This is a genomic window from Longimicrobium sp. (assembly GCA_036377595.1).
GTDB lineage: Bacteria > Gemmatimonadota > Gemmatimonadetes > Longimicrobiales > Longimicrobiaceae > Longimicrobium.
The window spans coordinates 1-21,281 of the sequence record DASUYB010000058.1; the positions used below are offsets into that span (position 1 = coordinate 1).

A 21,281-nucleotide genomic window follows, 5' to 3' on the forward strand; every position below is an offset into this window, starting at 1 on the left:
CATGGCCAGGCGCGCCAGGCGCGAGCGGGTCTCGCGCAGCACCGCGTCGCCGCCGAAGCCGGTCAGCAGCACGGGCGCGTGGGCCCGCGCGAGGTCCCACTGGTCCGCCTCGATGGCCATCAGCGCGCTGTCCACCGGCTCCGCCCGCTCCATCCGCGGGTCGTCCCCGAATCCCCCGAACAGCCGGTACTCGTCCACCGCGGTCCAGGTGATGGGAATCCCCAGCGCATTTCCCACGATCGTGGCGTACTTCCGCTCCTCGTCGGGGATCAGGCGCTCGTGGTACGCGGTGAAGGAGCGCAGATCCGCGGACGGCACCTCGCGGCGGACGAGCGCGGCGACGGCCGTCGAGTCCCGCCCGCCGCTCATGAAGATCCCCACGCGCCCCGCCGGGGTGCGGTCGCGCACCGCGGCAGCCAGGAGATCGACGAAGTGGTCGACGTACTCGCGGGTGCGGCGGTAACGCAGCGGCTCGTCCATCGGCAGCGACCACCATTTCCACACGCGGCACTTCCCGTCCTCCACCGCCAGCGCGTGCCCCGGCGGCAGCATATGGACGTCGCGGCGGACGGTGCGATCCAGGTCCCGCGCGTAGCCGTGGACGAGGAAGTCGGCGATCGCGAGCTCGTCCACCCCGCGGCCGGCGGCGGGATGGAGGAGAACGCAGTCGAGGGTGTTGGAGAAGACGAAGTCGCCGCCGGCGGCCGCGTAGTACAGCGGCTTGACGCCGAAGTGGTCGCGCGCGCAGAAGAGCCGCCGCCGCGGCGCGTCCCACACCGCGAACGCGAAGTCGCCCAGGAGATGGTCGACGCACGCGTCGCCCCACGCGCGGTAGGCGCGGAGGATCAGCTCCGCGGCGGGCGCGCCGGGGGATGCGGCCTCACCCGCGGACGCGAGGGCGCGCGCGAGGTCCCCACGCGCGTCGATCCGCGCGTCGGCGGTGATCCAGACCTGATTGTCGAGGGAGAACGGCTGCGGCGGGGGCGAAGCCTCATCCCCCGTGTCGAGGAGCGCGTGGGCGAGGCCGCAGCCGCCGAGCGCGCGGACGTGCTGCCCGTGGGGCCCGTGCCCGGCCATGCACGCCGCCATCCGGCGGAGGAGCGCCGGGTCGGGCGCCGCGCCGCCGGCGGGGACGAACCCTGCGATGCCGGACACGGGGGGAGAAGAACGTCGGGAGGAAGAGGTGGAGACGGCCGCGCGAGGAGACGCGCGGCCGCCCGCCGAAGACGCGTCAGGTCTTCAGGTTGTTCTGGCCTTGCGTGGGATCGTTCTTCTGCGTCGGGATGGCCTGGGTGAGCGTCAGCTCGGCCACGCTGCCGTAGACCTTCAGCCGGGGCGCGCGGTAGGCCCGCGCCGGGGCGGTGGTGCGATCCATGTGCATTCTTCCCATTGAGTTGGCTTCTTCAGCGTCGATCGGCCGGCCCGCGGCCGATCCGTACCATCCAGCCGCGGCGGGGTTCCGCCCTCGGCCTCGCTCGCCTTATTCCGCCGCCGCGGGCTCCACCAGCCGGCGCTCGGCCAGCTCGCCCAGCAGCACCAGCAGGTCGCGCCAGGCGGTGTCGGGGTCCACGTCGTACTCGGCGGTGAGCGCGTCGCGCAGCTCGGCCACGCTCCGCGGCCGGCGCAGCAGCTCCCACACCCGCGCGCCCACGCCGTCCAGCCCGTAGTACACGCCGTCGGCCAGGTTCAGGATCACCGCCTCGCCCTCCACCTCGGCCGAGACCTGGTCGCGCGCGGCGACCAGGACCGTCTCGGGCGTGAAGGCGTGCGCCGGCGAGTCGGTCACCGGTGGCTGAGCGTGCGGGCCACCACGCTCTGCAGCGCGCCGTGGATGGCCACCAGCTCGGGCGCCGGCGGGGTGAACGCCTCGTCGGGGGCGTTGTGCACGTAGTCGTTGAAGGCGCGGATGGCCTCCTGCCACTGCGGCGCCTCTTCGTAGGCCTGCCGGGTGTCGGCACAGCCGCCGCGGTCGCGCATCAGCCCGTTCAGCGCATCGGCCAGCGCACCCGCCTTGCGGCCGAGGTCCGAGTCGGGCGACGCGCCGTGCGCCAGCGCGGCGGCGACGGCGTCGCGGTCGGCCGCGCCGTCGCGGACGCCGAGCAGCGTCTGCACGCGGGCCTCGCTGGCGGTGGGCGTGGCCGCGTTCACGCTGTCGCGGTAGGCGCGCTCGGCGCCGCGCAGCGCGCAGCCGACCGCGGGGGTGCGGAACACCACCTGGTCGCCCGAGCGGGCGAACATCTCGTTCTCGGTGCGCAGCCCCGGGCCCAGGAAGCTGCCGCCGGTGGCGCCGCTGCCGGTGATGTTGGGGCCGCTGTTGTCCGACTGGTTCCCGGTCTGCGCCCGCGCCGGGGCGGCGGCGGCCACGGCCGCCAGCGCGGCCGCGGCCAGGGTGCGGAGGAGGATCGTGCGGGTCATGCAGGTCACCGTGATCAGAAGAAGAAGGGCGGGAGCCAGCGGAAGCCGATCCCCGCCGAGACGATGAAGCGCGGCCCGTCGCCCGCGTTGCGGGTGAGGTCGGCGAAGCCGGCGTTGATCACCAGCGGCACGCGCCGGATGGGGGCCAGCGAGGCGCCGGCGTACAGGTCCTGCCCGTTCCAGTCGGCGATCAGCGAAAGCGGCTCCACCACCTGCAGCCCCGCCGAGCCGAACACGTTCACCGTCTCGTTGTCCTCGACGACGTCGTCCTCGGTGCGGAAGCGCCCGCCGCCCACGCCCAGCGACGCGGCCAGCGCGCTGAAGGGGCGGCGCGGGTCGTCGGCTAGGCGGAACACGTGCGTCACCACGCCGAAGGGGCTCAAGCCCGTGTCGATCCCGCCCCAGTCCACCACGTTCTCGACCCCCGCGGCCACGCCCCAGTCGTCGCCGATGGCGCGGTGCAGCTTGAGGGAGATCGAACCCGTCTCCAGCGGACCGCCGCCGCGCAGCGTGCTGTACGACGTCGCGGCCACCTCGAGCCCCACGAAGCGGTCGCGGTCGCCCAGCCCGATGCCGATCACCGCGGCGCCGTCGTCGTCCTCGGTGAAGCGGGTGCGGGCCTGGTAGGCGAAGCCGGCGAAGCCCTCGCCCATGTCCACGCCGAAGGCGGTGGGCGAGCTGATGCTGACCGCGGGGACCGCGAGCAGGCGGGTGACCGGGCGGCGCAGCGTCAGCCGGTCGCGCCAGTCGCCGGCGGGAAGGTCGGGGAGCGGCCGCTCCTCCATCACCATCCGCGGCGGGTTGGCGGGCTGCGCGCCGCCGGGCGTCACGTCGCTGGGCGGCGCGGGCGGGCGCGGCGGCTCGGCCACGGCCACCGGCGCGGCGGCCGAGTCGGCGGCCGAGGCGTAGCACTCGGCCGGCGGCGGCTCCGACATGTCGGCCGGGGCGCGGACCACGAAGCGGTCGGGGTTGGCGAAGTGCGCGCCCACCACGCGGCAGTTCTGGATCACCACGTAGTCGTCGCCGGGCGCCGCGCCGTTGGGATAGTCCATGTAGGTCAGCCCGCCCTCGCGGCGCACGCGGATCGGCTCGCCCAGGATGGCGCGGACCTGCGCGGGCGTCATCCCCTGCGCCACCACGTCGGTGCGCTTGTGGGGGCGGGCGGGGCGAACCTGGGCCGGGGCGGGGTCGGCCTGCGATGCGCACAGCAGCGCGGCCGCCAGCATCAGGATGCGGGTGCGTGGCATTTTGGTCCGGGGCGCGGGCCGTTAGGAAATGAACGGCGGGAGTTGTGGGGAAGGTCCGGCGAGAGCGGGGGTCGATGGTGCTTCAACCCCTTGGCCGCCGAGAATATGCGAAGTGCACCGACTTCGCACAAGCCTTACGTTTCCTGTGCGCGCGGGCTCCAGTCTGGACTCCCCCCGGCGGCCCGCTTAGGTTGCGCCGCGCCGCTCCGGCCCTTCCTTCCACGCTCCTCTCCCGTGATCTCCCTGATGCGCCGAACCGTCCTTCTCCTGGCCCTGGCCGCCGCCTCGCTCCTGGCCCCCACCGCGCGCGCCGCCGCGCAGGTCGCAGGCGCCGACTCGGCGTTCCTGCGCCCGGGCGACCTGATCCGCCTGCAGGTGTTCCGGCAGCCCGAGTTCTCGGGCGAGTTCGTGGTGAGCCCCGAGGGCACCATCCAGCACCCGCTGCTGACCAGCGTGAGCGTGGTGGGGGTGCCGCGCACGGTGATCCGCGAGCGCATCCGGCAGGCGCTGTCGCGCTTCGAGCGCGAGCCGAACTTCGTGTTCGACTACCTGTACCGCGTGGCGGTGGGCGGCGAGGTGCGCATCCCCAACCTGTACAACCTGACGCCCGAGACCACGGTGTCGCAGGCGATCGCGGCGGCGGGCGGGGTGGGCGAGAACGGGCGGCTCGACCGCGTGCACGTGCTGCGCGACGGCCGCGACCTCCTGGTCGACCTGCAGCGCCCCGACAGCGACGCGGCGGCCATGCGCATCCGCTCGGGCGACCAGATCCGCGTGAGCCGGCGGGCGAACGTGGTGCGCGACTTCGTGGGGCCGTTCGCCTCGATCCTGAGCGCGATCGCCGCCATCGCCACGCTCGCCACGTCGCGATAGCTCTTTCCTCGAAGTCTCTTAAAAGAAAGTCTCACGCAGAGGCCGCAGAGACGCAGAGAACTCAGCGCCATGGTTAGTTCTCTGCGTCTCTGCGGCCTCTGCGTGAGGCAATCTTTTTAGATGGCCGGCGGCCGCTGTCAAATTTCTCGACACCGCCGATGTCGCCGACACCATCGGCCGATCTCCCTGATTTCGCGCACATCCTCCCCGTCTTCCCTCCCGCTGTCCGAAGTTCCGGCAATCCGGCGGCGCTCCACGGTCCTCCGTAAAATTACCTAATTGCTTGATACGCAGGGGTTTGAGAGATTCGGCCCCGGCGGTACGCGTCTGGCCTCGGCGGCCGGCGTCCGCGCCTGCTCCGGGCGCGGCCACCGCACCGAGTCCAGACCACGTTCATGTTCTCCTCCCCTGCTCGCCTGGCATTCGCCGGGCTCTGCCTGGCCGCGCTGCCGCTGGCCGCGTGCGGCGACTCCGGCGGCGTCTCGTCCTCCGCGCCGACGGGGCCGAGCGCCGCCGCGGCGTGCGCGCCCTCGGCGACCGTCGACCTGCAGCCCGGCCAGACCATGGCGCTGACCGCCGCGCAGGCCGCCTGCTTCCGCCTGGCGCCGTACGCCGGGGCGCGCTACGCGCTGGCCGGCTTCGACGCGCGCGCCATCGACGCGGCGCGCGGCGGTCCCGAGCCATCCGTCTCCGACCAGCCCGTCTACGTCGTGGGCGACGGCTCCGGCGCCGCGCCCGTCGCCACCGCGAACGCGGACCGGCTGGCCGACGCCGCGCCCGATCTGCGCATCCGCGCGGACGCGGCGCCCGACGCGCTGAGCCCCTTCTCGCGCGCCACGCCGTGGAAGGAGGGCGAGCGCTTCCCCATCCGCCGCGTCGACACGGGCGAGCAGGTGACCGCGCGCGTGGTGCGGGTGATGGGGCGCTACGCCTTCGCGCTGGTCGAGGCGGACGCCGAGGGGCACACCGGGCGCTTCATCGACGACACCGAGAAGGCGATGGAGTTCATCCTGGGCCAGGGCGAGGCCGCGCTCGACCGCGTGTGGGGCGGCGGGCGGCCGGTGACCAGCGCCGGCTCGGGGCAGATGCTGGTCGTCTACACCGCGTGGAACGTGGACCAGGGCGCAGGGAGCGCGGCCACGTACGCGGCGCAGGACGGGAGCGGCATCGGCACCTACCTCTGGCTGAACCTGAACGTGCGCCCCGGCGTGCGCGACTCGTACGCGCTGATGGACGTCCCCTCGTTCCGGCTGAAGGTCCTGGCCCACGAGTTCACGCACGCCTGGCAGATGCGCTACGCGTACGAGACGCAGCCCGCCGGCGCGCGCACCGTCGCCTTCGGCCCCGCGTGGGCGATGGAGGGGACGGCCGACCTGGTCGCGATGGACCTCGTGCGCCGTTCGCTGGGCGTGGGGCTGACATCGAACTGGAGCTGGCAGAGCCGCTTCAGCGCGCCCAACGCCGGCGTCACCTACGCGCTGCAGCCCGCCGACACGCGCGGCCGCCTGAGCCGCGGCTACTACGACGCCGCCAGCTTCCTGCAGGACGTGCAGGTGCGGATGGCGCGCCGCGGGATGACCTCCGACGACGCGCTGGCGCAGGTGGCCCGCGGCGCGGTGGAGGGGTGGTTCGGCATCGACGCCGCTGGCGTGCGGCGCCAGGGGCTGGCCGAGCGCGTCCGCGCCGTCCTCGGCTCCGCGTGGGATCCTGCCGACGCCGTGCTGCTGTGGACGCTCACCCAGGCGGCGGACGACCAGACGGACGCGCCCGAGCTGAGCAACCCCGTCTACGACCACGCGGCCGATCCCGACAACGCCAACGCCTGGAAGCCGGCGACGGACGAGGTGCAGGCCGGGCGCAGCTTCGCGTACGAGGTCACGCGCGGCGCGGGAACCAGCTTCTTCGTGCGGATGAAGGACGGCGGCGAGGGCGGCACCGTGTCGCTGCGGGCCACGATCGACGGCACGCGGTGGATGGTGGCGCGGCTGAAGTGAGGGGGTGTCGCGATTCCGTACGCCGTCCGGATCGCCGACGCATTCCCGCAAAAAGGGGGTGGGGTACGGGCGAACGCGGCCGGGCGGCGCACGGGAGTCGCGAAGCTGGACGGATCGAGGGAATCGGGAGAGAAGGTGGGAGATGCAGGTAAGTGAATCTCCACCAAGCACTTGAGATGAACGGCCCCGCGTGGCGCGATGCTCGCCTATGAGCGCGGCGGATGGACGAACCGACACGACACCGGAGAACGACGATGAAGAGCGCGCGCATCCTGATCATCCTGGCGACCCTGGCGCTGGCGGGCGCGGCGGGCACCTCCGACGGTGCCACGCTCCGCGACGCCGCCTGCCGCGTCGACATCGCGGCCCGCATCCTGACGGGCGCCTCCGCGGCCGGCACCTGCCAGCCGTGACGCTAGGGGACAGGGGACAGGGGACAGCAGGAACGGCGGGGCTTCACATCAGCTGGTCAACGCGGGGGATGCTGCCGATCCCCTTGCACCGGGCGGGGCGTGCGCGAGCATGCCCCGCCTTCTTTTCCTCCGCACGTCCTTACGAGGACATCTGCGTGCGTGAGCCGTGGTTCGTCACCGAGCCGACCAGCCTCGCGCTGTTTGCGAGGCTTCCCGTAGTTGTTGCTGCGGCGCTGCGGCTTCAGCCGCCGGTGAGATGCCAGTCCTCGATTTCCGCACTCAGCACTGATGGACTGAGGATGCGGCGAAAGCGAAGCAGGGGACGGTTCAGGTGCCGCCCCCCGCTTCGCTTTGCCTGTCATATCACTCCCTAGGCTCCGTAGCGGTGAATCCAGAGGAGTTCTCCGCGAACCCAATCGTACCCGTCAGCACCCCGCCTATTTCGCTCCTCCAGCAGGGTTGCACGAACATCGCGCACAAGGGCACCGACGCCCTTCTTGTAGTCGATCGGCGACAGCAGAATCCCGGCATGTACCTTCTCCTCCTCCAGCCACTGCGTATGGAGGGGGACGAAGTCCTTCACGTTGTATGTGACGATCATTCGATCTTCCGCAGCCGCCAACTCAAGTTGCTGAGAGTCGTACAGTTGCAAGCTCTCTATGTCGTGGACGCCAATTGCATCAATCCCGGCATCCCGAAAAGCTTGGGCCGCCTTGGCATGGACGCATTCATCCAAGTATAGCCGAAGACCATCCACGTAGCGGACACCTTGTCAGCGAATGGCGTCGGCAATCGCGCGCTGATGCCACTCACGGTCGCGCTCCACCAGCGCGGAAAACTCGCGGGCATAGGCGAGAGCATTGAAAACATCTCCTTCCGTAAGGCGCGGATACGCCTCAATCACGTCGTCTATACTTCCCGTTTCTGCGTACAGATCATCAATCAGGAACACGGGAATGCGGGTACTGATGATGACTGCCATCCCGCTCCATATGTTGCGGTCGCGAGTGACGTTATAGGCCTCTTCCTCCCGGAAGCTATGGCGTTCGGTCACGCATGGACGCTGAACAGGCGCCCATGCCGCTCGGCCCACCCCTACCCACGCCTGTGCAAGGCTGGTCATTCGCTAAACTCCTTTTCAAGAGACGCCGCCAGTGCGTACACCCGTGAGAGATGGCCAGCTAGGTCGGACTCGCGCTCGGTCACATCCCACAGTGTTGTGACTTGGACGTAACGCGACACGTCCGGGAGTGCGCCAAATCGGTCGGACGCCACTCGCGACAAGACTTCCTCGGCTCGCAGCACGCCCGCGCTGATTTGAAACCATTCTCCATTAACGCTTACGTCCATGAGATACGACATATCGAGCATCTCGCACCCGGTGCGCTGTAAGAAGCTGAGATTGAAAAGCTTCGCTGACAGATCCGCCGTCAACTGTTCGAACGAGCGAACTTCCTCGATGTGCAGGAATTGCGCAGTCGCGACGATTTCGAGGTCGCGCCTCTTGCGGTCTGTTAGCGTCTGGATCATCGCCTCCAGATGGCGTTGCGCGATCGACAATCCCAACGAAGGGATGCGCATTTCAAAGCGCGCCGTACCCGGTTTTAGGTCTACACAATAGCCAATCGCAGTATGACCGACGTGAATCGAGTCGGGTGTAACCGACCAATGGCTTAGCGCCTCTTCCCACTCCTCAGCGAGCGTTACCATCAGGGAGTAATCGCCCACGCGACGCTCCCACCGAAGCTCAATACCAACGAACACAAGTCCACGCGGTCCCACTTCGGAAACGCGTGGGCGCGTGGCTTGGGGCAACAGGTCCAGCGCTTCGTTGTCCATTCGGTGTCCTAAAAGTTGCTCTCACTACCGCAGGAACGACGCCACGGCTCCCCTCGTTGATACAGCAACGCCCCGCCGACTGTTTCAGCGGCAGAATACGTTCCAGTCGGACGGTGCTGGGGGTGACTAGCGAAACGAGCGGGGGTCGTAGGCGCTTCGCCGGGTATGATGGCTTGCCACCCGCGCCAAGACAAGGGCCTTGTGATGGGAGAAGGACCGCACGCGCGAGCGGCGGCGGGCCAGATCGGTGACGCGTGGACGTGGACGGGCGCTGGACCCGGACACCAAGCTGATGCTCGCGAGGCACGTGGGTCTCCGCGAGGCGGACGATGCCCGCGTCTTCCTGCGGCGCAGTCGTCGCCCGCATCGACCACAAGGTGCGCGTGCAGGTGTCCTCTGACGGCCTGACGCACTACGTGACGGCGGTGGAGAACGCCTTCGGCTGGGGCCGGTGCGACTACGCGCAGATCGTGAAGGAGTACGGCTGCTACGTGGAGGTGGAGAACGGGGAGCGGCGCTACTCGCCGTCCACCTGCACGGGCTTCTACATTGTGCCTGTGATGGGCAACCCCGACGTGGACCGCGTCTCCACCTCGCACGTTCAAGCGGTCGAACCTCACGATCCGGATGCAGCAGCGCCGGTTCACCCGGCTCGCCAACGCCTTCTCCCGGAAGGTGGAGAATCTGGAGCGCGCCGTGTCCCTGCACTTCATGTGGTACAACTTCGGACGGCGCCACCAGACGATCCGCACCACGCCCGTGTTCAAGGCGGGTGTGGCGGACCGGGTGTGGAGCCTGCGGGAGATTGCGCAGCTTACGGAGCGGTACGAGAGCGCTTTGCTGCTGGCGGCGTGATGGCGGTAACTCGGTTACGCTCGTTCGGCTCCTCTCGTCAGTCGGGAACGAGAGGAGCCGGTGCGTTCCAGCCCCACGCGCGGGCGCGCGCATGAAGCGGCCATTTCAAATCTTATCACTACCCACTCCCCATCTCCCGTTGCCGCAAAACCCCGCGCGGGAATACATTTAATGTTTCGCGGGAACGAGTCACGATCCGAGGGAAAGATGAACGGCGGTTTGCTGGAGGACGTCGAAGAAGGGAGTGTGCCGGCCCGGGCCGCGTGGCCCTGGGCCGTTTTCACCGCGGCCCTGGTCGCCGGCATCACCCTGTTCTTCGTCTATCCACCCCGCTGACCAGGCGGCCGCTTCGATCGGCCGCGGAGACATACAGATGAGCATCGCAGAGTCCGCAGATACGGTGAAGGTCACGCTCCCCGACGGCTCCGAGCGCGAGCTGCGGCGCGGCGCCACGGTGCGCGACGTGGCCGAGGGCATCGGCCCGCGCCTGGCGAAGGCCGCGCTGGCGGCGAAGGTCGACGGCCAGGTGGTCGACCTGATGCGCCCGCTCGACCACGACGCCCGCGTGGAGATCCTCACAGAGAAGAATCCTGAGGCGCTGGACGTCCTCCGCCACTCGGCCGCGCACGTCCTTGCGACGGCCGTGCGCAAGGTGCGGCCGGAGGCGAAGATCGGCTTCGGCCCCGCCATCGCCGACGGCTTCTACTACGACTTCGAGGTCGACCGCCCCTTCACGCCCGAGGATCTCCAGCAGATCGAGCGGGAGATGGAGGCGGTGGCGAAGGACGACGAGCCGTTCGAGCGCCGCGTCGTCTCGCGCGACGAGGCGCGGCAGGTGTTCGCCGACGACCCGCTGAAGCTGGAGCGGCTGGAGGAGCTTGGCCCCGACGAGACGATCACGATCTACCGCAACGGGCCGTTCACGGACCTGTGCCGCGGCCCGCACGTGCCGTCGACGGGGCGGCTGAAGCACTTCCGCGTGCTCAACGCCGCGGCCGCCTACTGGCGCGGCGACGAGAGCCGGCAGACGCTGCAGCGCATCTACGGCACGGCGTGGTTCACGAAGGAGGACCTCGAGCAGCATCTCCACCGCCTCGAGGAGGCGCGGCGCCGCGACCACCGGGTGCTGGGGAAGCAGCTCGACCTCTTCTCCATCCAGGACGTGGTCGGCCCGGGGCTGGTGTTCTGGCACCCGAAGGGGGCGATGGTGAAGTGGCTGCTCTCGCGCGCGGTGGAGGACGACAACGTGGCCAGCGGCTACGACCTGGTCTACACGCCCAACATCACGCGCGAGGAGCTGTTCCACATCTCCGGCCACCTGCCGCTGTACGGCGAGAACCAGTTCCCGCCCATGGCGGCGGGCGCGGGCGAGGGCGAGGACGTGCGCTACCGGGTGAAGCCGATGAACTGCCCGATGCACGCCCTGATCTACAAGGACCAGCTGCGCAGCTACCGCGATCTGCCCATCCGCCTCTCCGAGGTGGCCAACGTCTACCGCAACGAGCGCTCGGGCACGCTGCACGGGCTGCTGCGGGTGCGCGGGCTGTGCATGGACGACGCCCACATCTTCTGCACGCCCGAGCAGATCGAGGACGAGATCTTCCTCTGCCTGGACCAGGTGGACCGGCTGGTGCGGAAGACGTTCGGCTTCGAGCTGGACTTCGAGGTCAGCACGCGCCCCGAGGAGCGGCTGGGGAGCGACGAGACGTGGGACCACGCCGAGGCGGTGCTCGAGCGCGCGCTGGAGCGCAAGGGGATCCCGTTCCGCGTGGACGAGGGCGGCGGAGCGTTCTACGGGCCCAAGATCGACATCAAGTTCCGCGACGCCATCGGCCGGCTGTGGCAGGGACCCACGGTGCAGCTGGACTTCCAGCTTCCCGAGCGCTTCGAGCTGGAGTACACGGGCGCCGACAACCGGCCGCACCGCCCGGTGATGATCCACCGCGCCATCTTCGGCACGCTGGAGCGCTTCACGGGCAACCTCATCGAGCACTTCGCGGGCGCCTTCCCCGTCTGGCTGGCGCCGGTGCAGGTGGTGGTGATCCCCATCGCCGACGACCAGGCCGAGGTCGCGCGGCAGTTCGGCGCCGAGCTGAAGGCGATGGGGATCCGCGCGGAGGTGGACGACCGCAGCCAGACGCTGAACTTCCGCGTGCGCGAGGCCGAGCTGCAGAAGGTGCCGTACATGGCCGTGATCGGCGGCCGCGAGGCCGAGGCGGGCACCGTGGCGGTGCGTGTGCGCGGCGCCGGCCGCAAGCAGGAGGTGCTGGACCGCAGGGCGCTGGCGGACCGCATCCTCGAGCAGGTGAAGTCGCGCACCCTGCAGGTCGGCTTCGACGAGGCCGAGCCGGCGAAGTAGCCGAAGCCCGATCGCATCACGACGCGAGCCCCTCTCCCGATCGCCGGGGGAGGGGCTCGGCGCATTCCGACGGATGGCTGGCCTCACGCGGAGCCGCGGAGGCGCGGAGAACTGCGGATAATGCGGAGGCCATCCCCGAGCCGCCCCAGCCTCGCGCGGTTTGCCGCGGCTTCAGCGGCCCGACGACCTCGCCGGGCGCCGTCATCCCACGCGCGGGCGATGGCGAGGGACCGTACGCGATGCGGAGCGCGCGAGGCCGCGGATGCGCTTCGATCCCCCTGTTCCCCGTCCCCTGTGCCCTGTCCCCTGGTCGTCCCCTATCCCCCATTGCTTGTAAGCCCTTGCACCGCCTGCTATCTTCCACCGTTCCATCGTCGCAACGGCTATTGATCCGCGTCCTCCCCGCGGTAGCTGCACCCACCTTCCGTCGTACATGGCAAACAGCGCGAAGCTGAGGGACCAGGCCCGCAACCACGAGCTGCGGGGCCAGTGGCGCGAAGCCATCGACGCCTACCGCGAGCTGGTGGAGACGCCGGAGGGCGGCGACGTCGACATCGGCACGTGGAACCGCATCGGCGACCTGCACCTGCGCCTGAACGAGACGGAGCGCGCGGTGCAGGCGTACGAGCAGGCGGTGAACGCGTACGTCGACGTCGGGCTGTACAACAACGCCATCGCCCTCTGCCGCAAGATCCTGCGCCTGGTCCCCGGCCGCGCGCAGACCTACCTGCGCCTGGGGCAGATCAGCGCCGCCAAGGGCTTCTTCGCCGACGCGCGCCAGAACTTCCTCGAGTACGCCGAGCGCATGCGCAAGGCGGCGAAGGTCGACGCCAGCTTCGCCGCGCTGAAGGAGTTCGCCGACGTCTCGCCCGAGCCCGCCGACGTCCGCCGCCTCCTGGCCGACCAGCTGCTGGCGCACGGCCGCCGCGACGAGGCCGTCGAGCAGCTCCGCCTCCTCCTGGGCCTCGTCCTGGACGACGGCGACCAGGACCAGGCGGACCTGATCCGGCAGCAGATCCTTTCCGCCGACCCCGGCGCCAGCACCGAGCCGCTCACCCGCCAGCAGGCCGCGGCGAGCGACGACCTGGCGCTCGACACGGGCGACATCTCCCCCCGCGCGCCGCAGCAGCCGAAGGCGCCCTCCGAGGACCTGTCCGCGTTCACCACGGACGCGGGGATGGACTTCGGCAACGTCCAGCTCGACGTGGAGCCGCTCGCCGGGCTGGAGCACACCTCGCTCGACCCCCCCGCGAGCGCGCCGCCCGCGCGTGGCGCGAAGGGGGAGGACGAGGAAGACGTCGAGGGACCCGAGGATCTCCCGCTCATCAACTTCGACGCGGCGCCCGAGTCCGGCCGCGCCGCCGATCCGGCGCGCTTCGGCGAGGTCTCGCTCGACAACACGCCAGTGGACTTCGGCCCGGGCGAGGGCGACGAGGAAGGCGAGCCGCTCCCGCTGATCGACTTCGACACGCCGGCCCTCGCGTCCGCGGCGAAGGCGCCGACCGCCGCACCGGACCGGCTGGAAGAGCTGCGCGCGCGCGTGGCCGCCGCGCCGCACGACACCGCCGCGCGCGAGGCGCTGATCGCGTCGCTGCACGACCACGGGCTGGGGCACGAGGTGCCGAGGCTGCTGGAGGAACTGCACCGCACGCTGGCGCAGGCCGGACGCTACCGCGACGCGGTGGACCCCATCTCCGCGCTCATCCGCCTGCGCCCGGGCGACCCGGTGCTGCTGCAGAAGCGGGTGGAGTACGCCTTCCGCTCGGGCGACCACGAGGAGCAGGTGGTCGCCTACCTCGCCCTCGGCCGCCACTTCTCCGCGGGTGGGGACGTGGCCCGGGGGGAGGCGGTGTTCAAGCGGGTGCTGGAGCTCGATCCCGCGAACGAGGAGGCGCGCGAGGCGGTGGCCCAGTCCGCCGCCGCGCAGGCGCAGGCGAAGCCCGCGGTTCCGGCGGCGCCCGCGCAGCCCGCGGCCGACTACGTGGACCTGGGCCAGCTGATCCTGGGCGACGAGGGCGAGCGCGAAGCCACGACCCGCTTCGTGGTCGAGGAGCGCGAGCCGTCGGGCGACGAAGAGCGCGACTTCGCGGAGATGCTGGCGCACTTCCGCCAGAAGGTGGCGGAGAACATCGAGGTGGAAGACGCCACCAGCCACTACGACCTGGGGCTGGCGTTCAAGGAGATGGGGCTGCTGGACGAGGCCATCGCCGAGTTCCAGGTCGCCCTGCGCGGCGGGGCGAATCCCCTCGCGACGCTGGAGATCCTGGGCCAGTGCTTCGTGGAGAAGGGCCAGTATCCCGTGGCCGCGCGCGTGCTGGACCGCGCGCTGCGCCTCCCCGGCGTGTCCGACGCGGAGCTCGTCGGCGTGCTCTACCAGCTGGGGAGGAGCGAGGAGGCGCTGGGGCGGCCGCGGCAGGCGGTGGACTACTACGAGCGCGTGCTGTCGGTGGACATCCGCTTCCGCGACGCGGGACAGCGCATCGAGGCGCTGCGCGCCGCTTTGACACCCGCGTGAGGGCCGCTTAGGTTACGCGCCCGAACCGCCAAGGAACATTCGAGTTACGACGCCCCTGACGGCAGGCATGACGCTGCGCACCGCACCGATCCGGCTGTCCAACATCCACGCGCCTGTCCAGGACCGCCTCGACAAGGTGGTGGACGAGATCCGCCGCATCGTGGTCTCCGACTTCGCCCCCGTCGACGAGGTCAACCACTACCTGCTGAAGATCCGCGGCAAGCTCTTCCGCCCCGGCCTGGTCCTCCTCTGCGACCAGCTGAACGGCGAGGTGAACCCCACCGCCGAGACGCTGGCCGCCATCGTCGAGCTCGTCCATCTCGCGACGCTGGTCCACGACGACGCGGTCGACCACTCGGTGCTGCGCCGCGGGATGCCCACGGTCAACGCGCTGTGGAGCCATCAGGTGGCCATCATCATGGGCGACTACCTGTACTCGCGCTCCATCAGCGAGATCACCCGCCTGGGCGACCTCGAGCCCATCCGCGTGATCGCCGCGGCGGCCAACGCCATGACGGTGGGCGAGATGCGGCAGCTGGTGAGCCACGACGCGCTCGCCTTCGGCCAGGACGACTACTTCCGGCTGATCGACAGCAAGACCGCGTCGCTGATGTCGGCCGCCTGCGAGATGGGCGCGCTGACCGGCGCCCCCGAGCACCGCGACGCGCTGGCGCGCTACGGCACCGAGCTGGGCCGCGCCTTCCAGATCGCCGACGACCTGCTGGACTACACGGCCGACTCGGCCGACACGGGGAAGCCCAGCGGGCTGGACCTGCGCGAGCACAAGGTCACGCTCCCGCTGATTCACGCGCTGCCGCGGCTCTCGCGCGACGAGCGGGCCGCGGCCGAGGCCTTCTTCCGCGACCCCGAGCCGACCGACGACGCCATCCACGAGATGGTGGAGATGGTGGTGCGGCACGGCGGGCTGGACTACGCGCGCGAGCGGGCGCTGGAGGCGGCGCAGCGGGCGCACGAGGCCCTCGAGGGGCTTCCCGAGGGTCCGGCGCTCGAGGCGCTGCGCGACAGCATCGTGTACGCGGTGGAGCGGCGCCGGTAGCGGCACCGCATTTGCCGCAGGCGGCGCACGAACGCCAGCCGTCGGGCGGCGCAACGGGGGGCGAATCCAAACGGGGTGGGGGAGGATAGATGAGCGCGACACGCTCGCGGAGGATGGGGCGGCTGCTGGTGGTGGTGCTGATCGGCTTGCTGCTGGGGGCGCTGCTCTCGGAGCTGGCCGTGCGCTTCATGCCGAACAGCTCGGCGCGCACCTTCTTCACCACGTCGGTGGCGGCGGCGTTCGGGCCGCTGGTGATCGACCTGGTGGCCGTCGGCTTCACCATCGGCCCGCTGGTGATCCGGCTCGACTTCCTCAGCGTGCTGGGCGTGCTGATCGTCGCTCTCGCCGCGAGGACCTGGCTGTAGGCTTCGATCTTCAATCGATGATGAAGGGGACGCGTCCGGCTGCGGATGCGTCCCCTTCTTCTTTTGGGACCGACTTGGGGTTCGGGCGTGTTTGGCGCCGAGACGCCAAACCGGGCTGCGCGCGCTGTAGGCAACGATACCGCTGTTGCCAACGGCGCCGGGCCACCGCCGCGCCCGGCGTCCGCGCGGAAGCCGGCGACGGTGCGCGCGCGGCGGCGTCCCGGCCCTCCGGGCGCGCATCCCTCACGCAGGTGCATGTCCCGCGCTGAGTTCTCCCCTCCCCTGCGCAGCGGGGGAGGGGCCGGGGGAGGGGGTCGCCAGCGGCCGCGCCCATGCATTTCCACCGGCGCCGGAGTCTTTCCCCGCGCTGAGTTCTCCCCCTCCCCCAGTCGGTTTTGGGGGAGGGGGCCGGGGGGAGAGGGCCATCGCCCGCCGACGCGCGAAGGCCCGCCCTCCGTCCGGAGAGCGGGCCTTCGTCTGATCCTACTCAGCACTCGGCACTCGGCACTTCTTACGCCCGGCCGAGCACCTTCGCGCGGTTGTCCTTGATCTTCGCGTTCTGCCGCGCGCTTTCCATCCAGCGGGCCAGGGCGCGCTGGCGCAGCTCACCGGCCAGCGCGCCGCGCAGCCGCTCCTTGTCGGCGGCGAAGCGGCCGGCGTCGGCCGCGGTGCGCGCCGTGGGGCGGACGATGAAGAGCCCCGCGGGCGTCTCCACCACGCCGCTCACCTGCCCGATGGCCGTGCCGAACGCCGCGCCCACCGCCGCCGTGGCCTGGCCCAGTGCCGGATTCCCCTCGATGCGGGTGAAGGGGCCGGCCGTCTGCACCTGCAGCCCGCGCGCGGCGGCCGCCTGCTGCAGCGTCTTCCCCGCGCGCACGTCGGCGACGATGCGCTCGCCCGCGGCCCGCGCCTGCTCGCGCTTCTTCTGCAGGATCAGCTGCTCGCGGATCTGCGCGGTGGCCTCCTGCAGCGACATCGTCCCCGCCGGGTAGTAGCCGTCCAGCCGTACGATGTACAGCCCCTGCTCGCCCTCGAGCACGTCGCTCACCGGGTGGTCGTTGGGGCCCAGGTCGCGCGCCTCGCCGGTGGCCCAGTTCAGCGCCTCCATGGCCGGGCCCACGCCCGGGATGTAGGCCAGGTTCTCGGCGACGGTCACGCCGCGGCGCAGCGTGGCGCCCACGGTGCGGGCCGCGCGCTCGATCCCCTGCGGCGAGGTGGCCACCCGCTCCAGCGTGTCGGCCTTGGCGTCGATCGACTCCAGCACCCGCTCGTCCTTCTTGATCGGCAGCAGGATGTGGCTGACCACCGCGCTGTCGCCGCCCCGCTCCGTCACCTTGATCAGGTGGTAGCCGAACTGCGTCAGCACCGGCTGGCTGACCTCGTTCAGCGGCAGCGTCCAGATGGCGCTGTCGAAGGGCGCCACCGTCTGCCCGCGGCGCAGCGTGCCCAGGCTGCCGCCCTGGCGCGCGCTCCCGGTGTCCGACGATTCGGCGCGCGCGATGGCCGCGAAGTCGCCGCCGCCCGCGAGCTGCGCGCGCAGCTGCTGCGCCTTGGCCAGCACCGCCTCGCGGTCGGCGTTGTCGGGCGCGGTGCGCAGGATCGCCACCGTGAAGCGGGCCGTGCGCGGGCGCTTGTACTCGTCCTTGTGCGCGTCGTAGTAGCGGCGGATCTCGGCGTCGGACACCTGCACGCTCTGCGGCGCCAGCTTGGAGAGGTCGAGCGCCACGTACTCGACGGTGGCCGTTTCGTTGCGGTCGCGGTACATCCGCCAGAGCTGCGCGTCGGTCAGGTAGGTGCCGGCCGAGATCTGCTCCGACAGCTTCCGCTCGGGCACGTTGCTGCGGTAGAACTGCTCCAGCCCGTTCAGCAGCTCGTCGGGCGCCTGCGGGCTGGTGAGGTACTGGCGGTACTTGTTGAGGTCGAACTGCCCGTTGGTCTGGAACACCTCCTCGCGCATCAGCTGCGGGGCGGGCACGTTCAGCGCCAGCAGGCGGATCTCGTCGTCGGTCACGCGGATGCCGCGGCGGTCCAGCTCGCGGGTGATCAGGATCTGGGTGACCAGGTCGTTCCAGGCCTGCTCCTCGATCTGCTGCTGCTGCTCGGCGGTGATGCGGCCGGCGCCCTGCTGGCGCGCCTGCTCCTCGAGCTGCTGCACGCGCTGCTGCCAGGCTTCCAGGGAGATGGGCGTGCCGTTCACGCTGCCCAGCTCGCCGGGGCGGCCGCCGCCGGCGCCGGTGACCTCCATCCCGATCCCGTAAACCATCCAGGCAAGGAAGCCGCCGACGATGAAGATCGTCATGAACTTCCCGACGTTGCTGCGGATGAGCTGCATCATGGCTCGAACAGACTCCGTACAGAGTGGCGCCCGCAGGGGGCGCCTGGCGAGGGGGACTGGCGCGATTCGCGAAGTGAAGCCGCCAAAGATACTTACGCGGGCGGGGCCACGCAACCCGCGCCCGCGCGCGTGTTGACAGTGCGCTTGCGACCCGTGTAAGTTGCTCCCCCTGTCTCCCCGGCCTGTCCGCGAACTTCCGCACGCGCCTGTCCAGTCGCGTCTCGAATCATGCCCGAAATCTCCCCCGAGCTCGCCGCGCGCATCGAGACCCTCAAGGCCAGCCACGCCGAGAACCCGGCGCGGTTCTTCATGCCGCTGGCCAGCGCGCTGCGCGAGGCGGGCGACACGGGCCGTGCCGAGGAGCTGCTTCGCGACAACCTCAAGCGCCACCCGGGCTACCTGAGCGCGCACGTGCTGCTGGGCCGGTGTCTTGCCGACCGCGGTGCGTACGCCGAGGCGCGCAACGAGTTCCAGTACGTCCTCTCCGTCGACCCGCAGAACCTGATCGCGCTGCGCACGCTGGGCGACATGGCCGCATCGGGCGGCGACCCGTCGGAGGCGCGCCGCTGGTACGGCGAGCTGCTGGCGGTCGACCCCATGAACGCCGAGGCGCGCCAGGCGCTGGCCAACCTCGACGCCGCGCCGCAGGCCGCCGCGCCGGCCGAGGAGCCGGCGCAGCCCGTCTCCGAGCACGACGCGTTCGGGATGGTGGAGATCGACCCCGGCGTCTCGCACGCCGCCGACCACCCCGCCGCGCACGCGCAGCCCGGCGCCTGGGGCGAGATCTCGCTCGACGCCAACGCCGCCCCCGAAGCCGCTCCCGCGGAATCGCCCGACGCCTTCGAGCCGGTCGACTTCGGCGCCGTCACCCCGTCGTCTCCTCCCCAGGAGCAGGGGGATGAAGGCTTCCGCGGCGACCTCGCGCTCGACGAGACCCCGGCGGAGCCCGCGCCCGACCAGCCGGCGGAGATGTTCGAGCCGGTGGACTTCGGCGCGGTGGACCTCGACGCCGCGGCCGCGGAGGGCGTGCCGCTCGAGCCGTCGCCGGCGGCGGGGGGATTCGACGCCTGGGGATCGGTGGACGACGGGCAGTCCGGCGTCGAGGCGGGCGCCGTGGAGCCGCTGGCGGCGGAGGACTTCTACGCCGCGCCGGGCGAGCCCCACGACGAGCACGACGAGCACGGCGAGGTGGTCACCGAGACCATCGCGGAGCTGTACGCGCGGCAGGGGTTCCCCGACCGCGCGGCCGACGTCTACCGCGAGCTGATCGCCCGCCGCGGCGAGGAGCCCGCGCTCGTCCGCCGCCTCCGCGAGTTGGAGGCGGAGACGGCGCCGTCCGCCTCCGCGCCGGTGGAAGCGGAAGGCGGATTCGAGCCGCTCGATCTCCCCGCCGAGGAGCAGCCCGCGGAGACGACGGCGGAGGAGACGTCGGGCGCGCCATCGTGGCTGGAGACGATCGACGCCGTAGTCGCCGGCACCTCGCCGTCCGAGACGGCGGAGGATGCGGGCGCGGGCTCCGATCTTCCCGGCTTCCTCCCCGCCGGCGACATCGACCTCGAGCCGTCCGAGGAGGAAGAGGAGCCGGAGCCCGCCGTCGCCGCCGCGCCGCCGCCCGGCGACGCGTTCGCCGATTCGTTCGCGCACGGGTTCGAGGGCGCGGAGCGCCGCGAGTGGGAGGCGCCGCGCGTCGAGGAGACCGAGGCCGTCCCCGAGCTGGCGGGCGCCGCCGCCTTCGCCGCGACGATGGAGGAGGCGCCGTCCGAGCCGGAGCCGGTCGCCGCCGCCGCGGAGCCGGCGCACGCCGGGCACTCCATCTCCGCCTATCTGTCCGCGATCCTCTCCTGGCGCCCCGGCGCCGCGCCCGCGGCCGAGGCCGCCCCCGCACCGGCGGTGGACGAAGGTGTGCCGCCGCCCGAGCGCCCGTGGGACGAGCAGACGCTGGGCGCCGCGGTGGAGCAGCCGCCGATGGACGAGCCGTGGATCGCCGGCGGCCCCGCCATCGCCGACCAGCCCGCGGGCGAGGGCGACGAGGCGTGGTCCGCGCCGGCCGCCGCCGAGGAAGCCGCCGCCGAGGAGCCCTGGGCCGCGCCCGCCGAGCCCGCGGCGGAAGCCACCGCCGAAGCCGAGCCCTGGGCCGCGCCCGCCGACGAGGCCGTCGTCGACGTCCCCGCGGAGGCGGAGCAGTGGGGGCTGACCCCCGAGCAGGTGCCGCCCGGCGTGGAAGACACGTCCGCGGAGGCGGCGGCCGAGGAGGAGGAAGATCTCCCCTGGCTTTCCAGCGGCATCGAGGACGAGGCCCGGCCCGAGGCGGGAACGGAACCTGCGGCCCCCCCCGAGGCTCCGGCGGAGGAGCCGATGCCGTGGGAGACGCCGTTCGAGCTCTCCCCCGAGGTCCCGGCCGAGGCGGCGGAGGAGCGTCCCGCCCCGCGGCAGGAGCCCACGGTGGAGCCGTCGGGCGGCTTCTCGTTCGAGGACTTCTTCGCCGAGCGCCCCGCCGAGCCGTCTCCGGAGGCCGCGCCGGAGTCCGCCGCCGAGGCCGCCCCCGCGCCCGAGTCGGCGCCCGAGCCGCAGGCCGCCGCCGCGCCGCCTCCGCCGGCCCCGGCGCAGCCCGCCGCGCCCGCGCCGCAGCAGCCGGCCAGCGAGGAAGACGAGGACCTGGAGAGCTTCCAGGCCTGGCTGCAGAGCCTGAAGCGGTGAGGATCGGCATCCTCCACGGCCCGAACCTGAACCTGCTGGGCCGGCGCGAGCCCGAGGTCTACGGGCGCTTCACCCTCGACGACGTGAACGCCGCGCTGGGCGAGCTGGCGCGCGAGCTGGGCGTGGAGGTGGAGGCCACCCAGTCGAACCACGAGGGCGAGCTGGTGGACCGGGTGCAGCAGGCGGCGGAGCGGGTCGACGGCTTCGTGGTGAACGCGGGCGCGTACACGCACACCAGCATCGCCCTGCGCGACGCGCTGGCGGGAGTGGCGCGCCCGTTCGTGGAGGTGCACATTAGCAACGTCTTTGCCCGGGAA

At 71.6% G+C, this 21,281-nt stretch carries 20 protein-coding genes; 11 read left to right on the forward strand and 9 right to left on the reverse strand.

The window, feature by feature from the left end:
• From VF092_08850 to VF092_08870, 5 genes are all read right to left on the reverse strand, one after another.
• On the reverse strand, nucleotides 1–1,155 hold a 1,155-nt coding region (locus VF092_08850; GenBank protein ID HEX6747379.1), incomplete at its 3' end, for an asparagine synthase-related protein.
• Between the two features lie 76 nt (nucleotides 1,156–1,231).
• Nucleotides 1,232–1,375, reverse strand: a complete 144-nt coding sequence (locus VF092_08855) for a lasso RiPP family leader peptide-containing protein (GenBank protein HEX6747380.1) — start codon at nucleotides 1,373–1,375, stop codon at nucleotides 1,232–1,234.
• Between the two features lie 105 nt (nucleotides 1,376–1,480).
• Entirely contained in the window at nucleotides 1,481–1,786 is a 306-nt protein-coding gene (locus VF092_08860; GenBank protein ID HEX6747381.1) for a PqqD family protein, read from the reverse strand.
• Nucleotides 1,783–2,415 (reverse strand): hypothetical protein, encoded by a 633-nt coding sequence (locus tag VF092_08865; GenBank protein HEX6747382.1) that lies wholly within the window; start codon nucleotides 2,413–2,415, stop codon nucleotides 1,783–1,785. Before VF092_08865 ends, VF092_08860 begins: the two co-directional genes overlap by 4 nt.
• 14 nt (nucleotides 2,416–2,429) lie before the next feature.
• Nucleotides 2,430–3,662, reverse strand: a complete 1,233-nt coding sequence (locus VF092_08870) for a hypothetical protein (GenBank protein ID HEX6747383.1) — start codon at nucleotides 3,660–3,662, stop codon at nucleotides 2,430–2,432.
• Between the two features lie 246 nt (nucleotides 3,663–3,908).
• On the opposite strand from VF092_08870, the gene VF092_08875 reads away from it, so the two are divergent.
• The 3 genes from VF092_08875 (at nucleotide 3,909) to VF092_08885 (ending at nucleotide 6,942) form a co-directional block, all read left to right on the forward strand.
• The gene (locus VF092_08875) at nucleotides 3,909–4,535 is read left to right on the forward strand and encodes a polysaccharide biosynthesis/export family protein (GenBank protein ID HEX6747384.1); all 627 of its coding nucleotides are present in this window, start codon (nucleotides 3,909–3,911) and stop codon (nucleotides 4,533–4,535) included.
• A gap of 395 nt (nucleotides 4,536–4,930) precedes the next feature.
• Nucleotides 4,931–6,529 carry a hypothetical protein gene (locus VF092_08880; GenBank protein ID HEX6747385.1) on the forward strand — a complete coding sequence of 533 codons (1,599 nt, stop codon included), beginning with the start codon at nucleotides 4,931–4,933 and terminating at the stop codon, nucleotides 6,527–6,529.
• A 254-nt stretch (nucleotides 6,530–6,783) separates the two neighbouring features.
• Entirely contained in the window at nucleotides 6,784–6,942 is a 159-nt protein-coding gene (locus VF092_08885; protein ID HEX6747386.1) for a hypothetical protein, read from the forward strand.
• Between the two features lie 370 nt (nucleotides 6,943–7,312).
• Here VF092_08885 and VF092_08890 read toward each other — a convergent pair whose 3' ends face one another.
• Genes VF092_08890 through VF092_08900 form a run of 3 tightly spaced genes read right to left on the reverse strand, consistent with a single transcriptional unit; the run spans nucleotide 7,313 to nucleotide 8,781 of the window.
• Complete coding sequence (locus VF092_08890; GenBank protein ID HEX6747387.1) at nucleotides 7,313–7,699, reverse strand: DUF5615 family PIN-like protein; 387 nt, start codon at nucleotides 7,697–7,699, stop codon at nucleotides 7,313–7,315.
• 15 nt (nucleotides 7,700–7,714) lie between these two features.
• The gene (locus VF092_08895; GenBank protein HEX6747388.1) at nucleotides 7,715–8,065 is read right to left on the reverse strand and encodes a DUF433 domain-containing protein; all 351 of its coding nucleotides are present in this window, start codon (nucleotides 8,063–8,065) and stop codon (nucleotides 7,715–7,717) included.
• Nucleotides 8,062–8,781 carry a hypothetical protein gene (locus VF092_08900; GenBank protein ID HEX6747389.1) on the reverse strand — a complete coding sequence of 240 codons (720 nt, stop codon included), beginning with the start codon at nucleotides 8,779–8,781 and terminating at the stop codon, nucleotides 8,062–8,064. Before VF092_08900 ends, VF092_08895 begins: the two co-directional genes overlap by 4 nt.
• A 627-nt stretch (nucleotides 8,782–9,408) precedes the next feature.
• Between VF092_08900 and VF092_08905 the strand changes: the two genes are divergently transcribed.
• The 6 genes from VF092_08905 (at nucleotide 9,409) to VF092_08930 (ending at nucleotide 15,932) form a co-directional block, all read left to right on the forward strand.
• Nucleotides 9,409–9,636 carry a hypothetical protein gene (locus VF092_08905; GenBank protein HEX6747390.1) on the forward strand — a complete coding sequence of 76 codons (228 nt, stop codon included), beginning with the start codon at nucleotides 9,409–9,411 and terminating at the stop codon, nucleotides 9,634–9,636.
• 207 nt (nucleotides 9,637–9,843) lie between these two features.
• Nucleotides 9,844–9,972: a hypothetical protein gene (locus tag VF092_08910; GenBank protein HEX6747391.1), complete on the forward strand. Its 129-nt coding sequence runs from the start codon at nucleotides 9,844–9,846 to the stop codon at nucleotides 9,970–9,972.
• A gap of 37 nt (nucleotides 9,973–10,009) precedes the next feature.
• Nucleotides 10,010–11,995: a threonine--tRNA ligase gene (gene thrS, locus VF092_08915; GenBank protein HEX6747392.1), complete on the forward strand. Its 1,986-nt coding sequence runs from the start codon at nucleotides 10,010–10,012 to the stop codon at nucleotides 11,993–11,995.
• A gap of 433 nt (nucleotides 11,996–12,428) precedes the next feature.
• Nucleotides 12,429–14,510: a tetratricopeptide repeat protein gene (locus tag VF092_08920; GenBank protein ID HEX6747393.1), complete on the forward strand. Its 2,082-nt coding sequence runs from the start codon at nucleotides 12,429–12,431 to the stop codon at nucleotides 14,508–14,510.
• 67 nt (nucleotides 14,511–14,577) lie between these two features.
• Nucleotides 14,578–15,567 carry a polyprenyl synthetase family protein gene (locus VF092_08925; protein HEX6747394.1) on the forward strand — a complete coding sequence of 330 codons (990 nt, stop codon included), beginning with the start codon at nucleotides 14,578–14,580 and terminating at the stop codon, nucleotides 15,565–15,567.
• An 89-nt stretch (nucleotides 15,568–15,656) separates the two neighbouring features.
• Complete coding sequence (locus VF092_08930; protein ID HEX6747395.1) at nucleotides 15,657–15,932, forward strand: hypothetical protein; 276 nt, start codon at nucleotides 15,657–15,659, stop codon at nucleotides 15,930–15,932.
• Nucleotides 15,933–16,443: 511 nt separating this feature from the next.
• Here the strand turns inward: VF092_08930 and VF092_08935 are convergent.
• The gene (locus tag VF092_08935) at nucleotides 16,444–18,267 is read right to left on the reverse strand and encodes a peptidylprolyl isomerase (GenBank protein HEX6747396.1); all 1,824 of its coding nucleotides are present in this window, start codon (nucleotides 18,265–18,267) and stop codon (nucleotides 16,444–16,446) included.
• 228 nt (nucleotides 18,268–18,495) lie between these two features.
• Between VF092_08935 and VF092_08940 the strand changes: the two genes are divergently transcribed.
• Nucleotides 18,496–20,964 carry a tetratricopeptide repeat protein gene (locus tag VF092_08940; GenBank protein ID HEX6747397.1) on the forward strand — a complete coding sequence of 823 codons (2,469 nt, stop codon included), beginning with the start codon at nucleotides 18,496–18,498 and terminating at the stop codon, nucleotides 20,962–20,964.
• The coding region (locus tag VF092_08945; GenBank protein ID HEX6747398.1) for a type II 3-dehydroquinate dehydratase at nucleotides 20,961–21,281 on the forward strand (321 nt) is incomplete at its 3' end. The genes VF092_08940 and VF092_08945, both read left to right, overlap by 4 nt.

What these genes read in the sequence shown, in the direction of transcription:
- VF092_08855 (HEX6747380.1), bottom strand. Translation starts at nt 1,375, where the DNA reads ATGGATCGCACCACCGCCCCGGCGCGGGCCTACCGCGCGCCCCGGCTG.
- VF092_08865 (HEX6747382.1), bottom strand. Translation starts at nt 2,415, where the DNA reads ATGACCCGCACGATCCTCCTCCGCACCCTGGCCGCGGCCGCGCTGGCG.
- VF092_08870 (HEX6747383.1), bottom strand. Translation starts at nt 3,662, where the DNA reads ATGCCACGCACCCGCATCCTGATGCTGGCGGCCGCGCTGCTGTGCGCA.
- VF092_08875 (HEX6747384.1), top strand. Translation starts at nt 3,909, where the DNA reads ATGCGCCGAACCGTCCTTCTCCTGGCCCTGGCCGCCGCCTCGCTCCTG.
- VF092_08880 (HEX6747385.1), top strand. Translation starts at nt 4,931, where the DNA reads ATGTTCTCCTCCCCTGCTCGCCTGGCATTCGCCGGGCTCTGCCTGGCC.
- VF092_08885 (HEX6747386.1), top strand. Translation starts at nt 6,784, where the DNA reads ATGAAGAGCGCGCGCATCCTGATCATCCTGGCGACCCTGGCGCTGGCG.
- VF092_08895 (HEX6747388.1), bottom strand. Translation starts at nt 8,065, where the DNA reads ATGACCAGCCTTGCACAGGCGTGGGTAGGGGTGGGCCGAGCGGCATGG.
- VF092_08900 (HEX6747389.1), bottom strand. Translation starts at nt 8,781, where the DNA reads ATGGACAACGAAGCGCTGGACCTGTTGCCCCAAGCCACGCGCCCACGC.
- VF092_08905 (HEX6747390.1), top strand. Translation starts at nt 9,409, where the DNA reads ATGCAGCAGCGCCGGTTCACCCGGCTCGCCAACGCCTTCTCCCGGAAG.
- VF092_08910 (HEX6747391.1), top strand. Translation starts at nt 9,844, where the DNA reads ATGAACGGCGGTTTGCTGGAGGACGTCGAAGAAGGGAGTGTGCCGGCC.
- thrS (HEX6747392.1), top strand. Translation starts at nt 10,010, where the DNA reads ATGAGCATCGCAGAGTCCGCAGATACGGTGAAGGTCACGCTCCCCGAC.
- VF092_08920 (HEX6747393.1), top strand. Translation starts at nt 12,429, where the DNA reads ATGGCAAACAGCGCGAAGCTGAGGGACCAGGCCCGCAACCACGAGCTG.
- VF092_08925 (HEX6747394.1), top strand. Translation starts at nt 14,578, where the DNA reads ATGACGCTGCGCACCGCACCGATCCGGCTGTCCAACATCCACGCGCCT.
- VF092_08930 (HEX6747395.1), top strand. Translation starts at nt 15,657, where the DNA reads ATGAGCGCGACACGCTCGCGGAGGATGGGGCGGCTGCTGGTGGTGGTG.
- VF092_08935 (HEX6747396.1), bottom strand. Translation starts at nt 18,267, where the DNA reads ATGATGCAGCTCATCCGCAGCAACGTCGGGAAGTTCATGACGATCTTC.
- VF092_08940 (HEX6747397.1), top strand. Translation starts at nt 18,496, where the DNA reads ATGCCCGAAATCTCCCCCGAGCTCGCCGCGCGCATCGAGACCCTCAAG.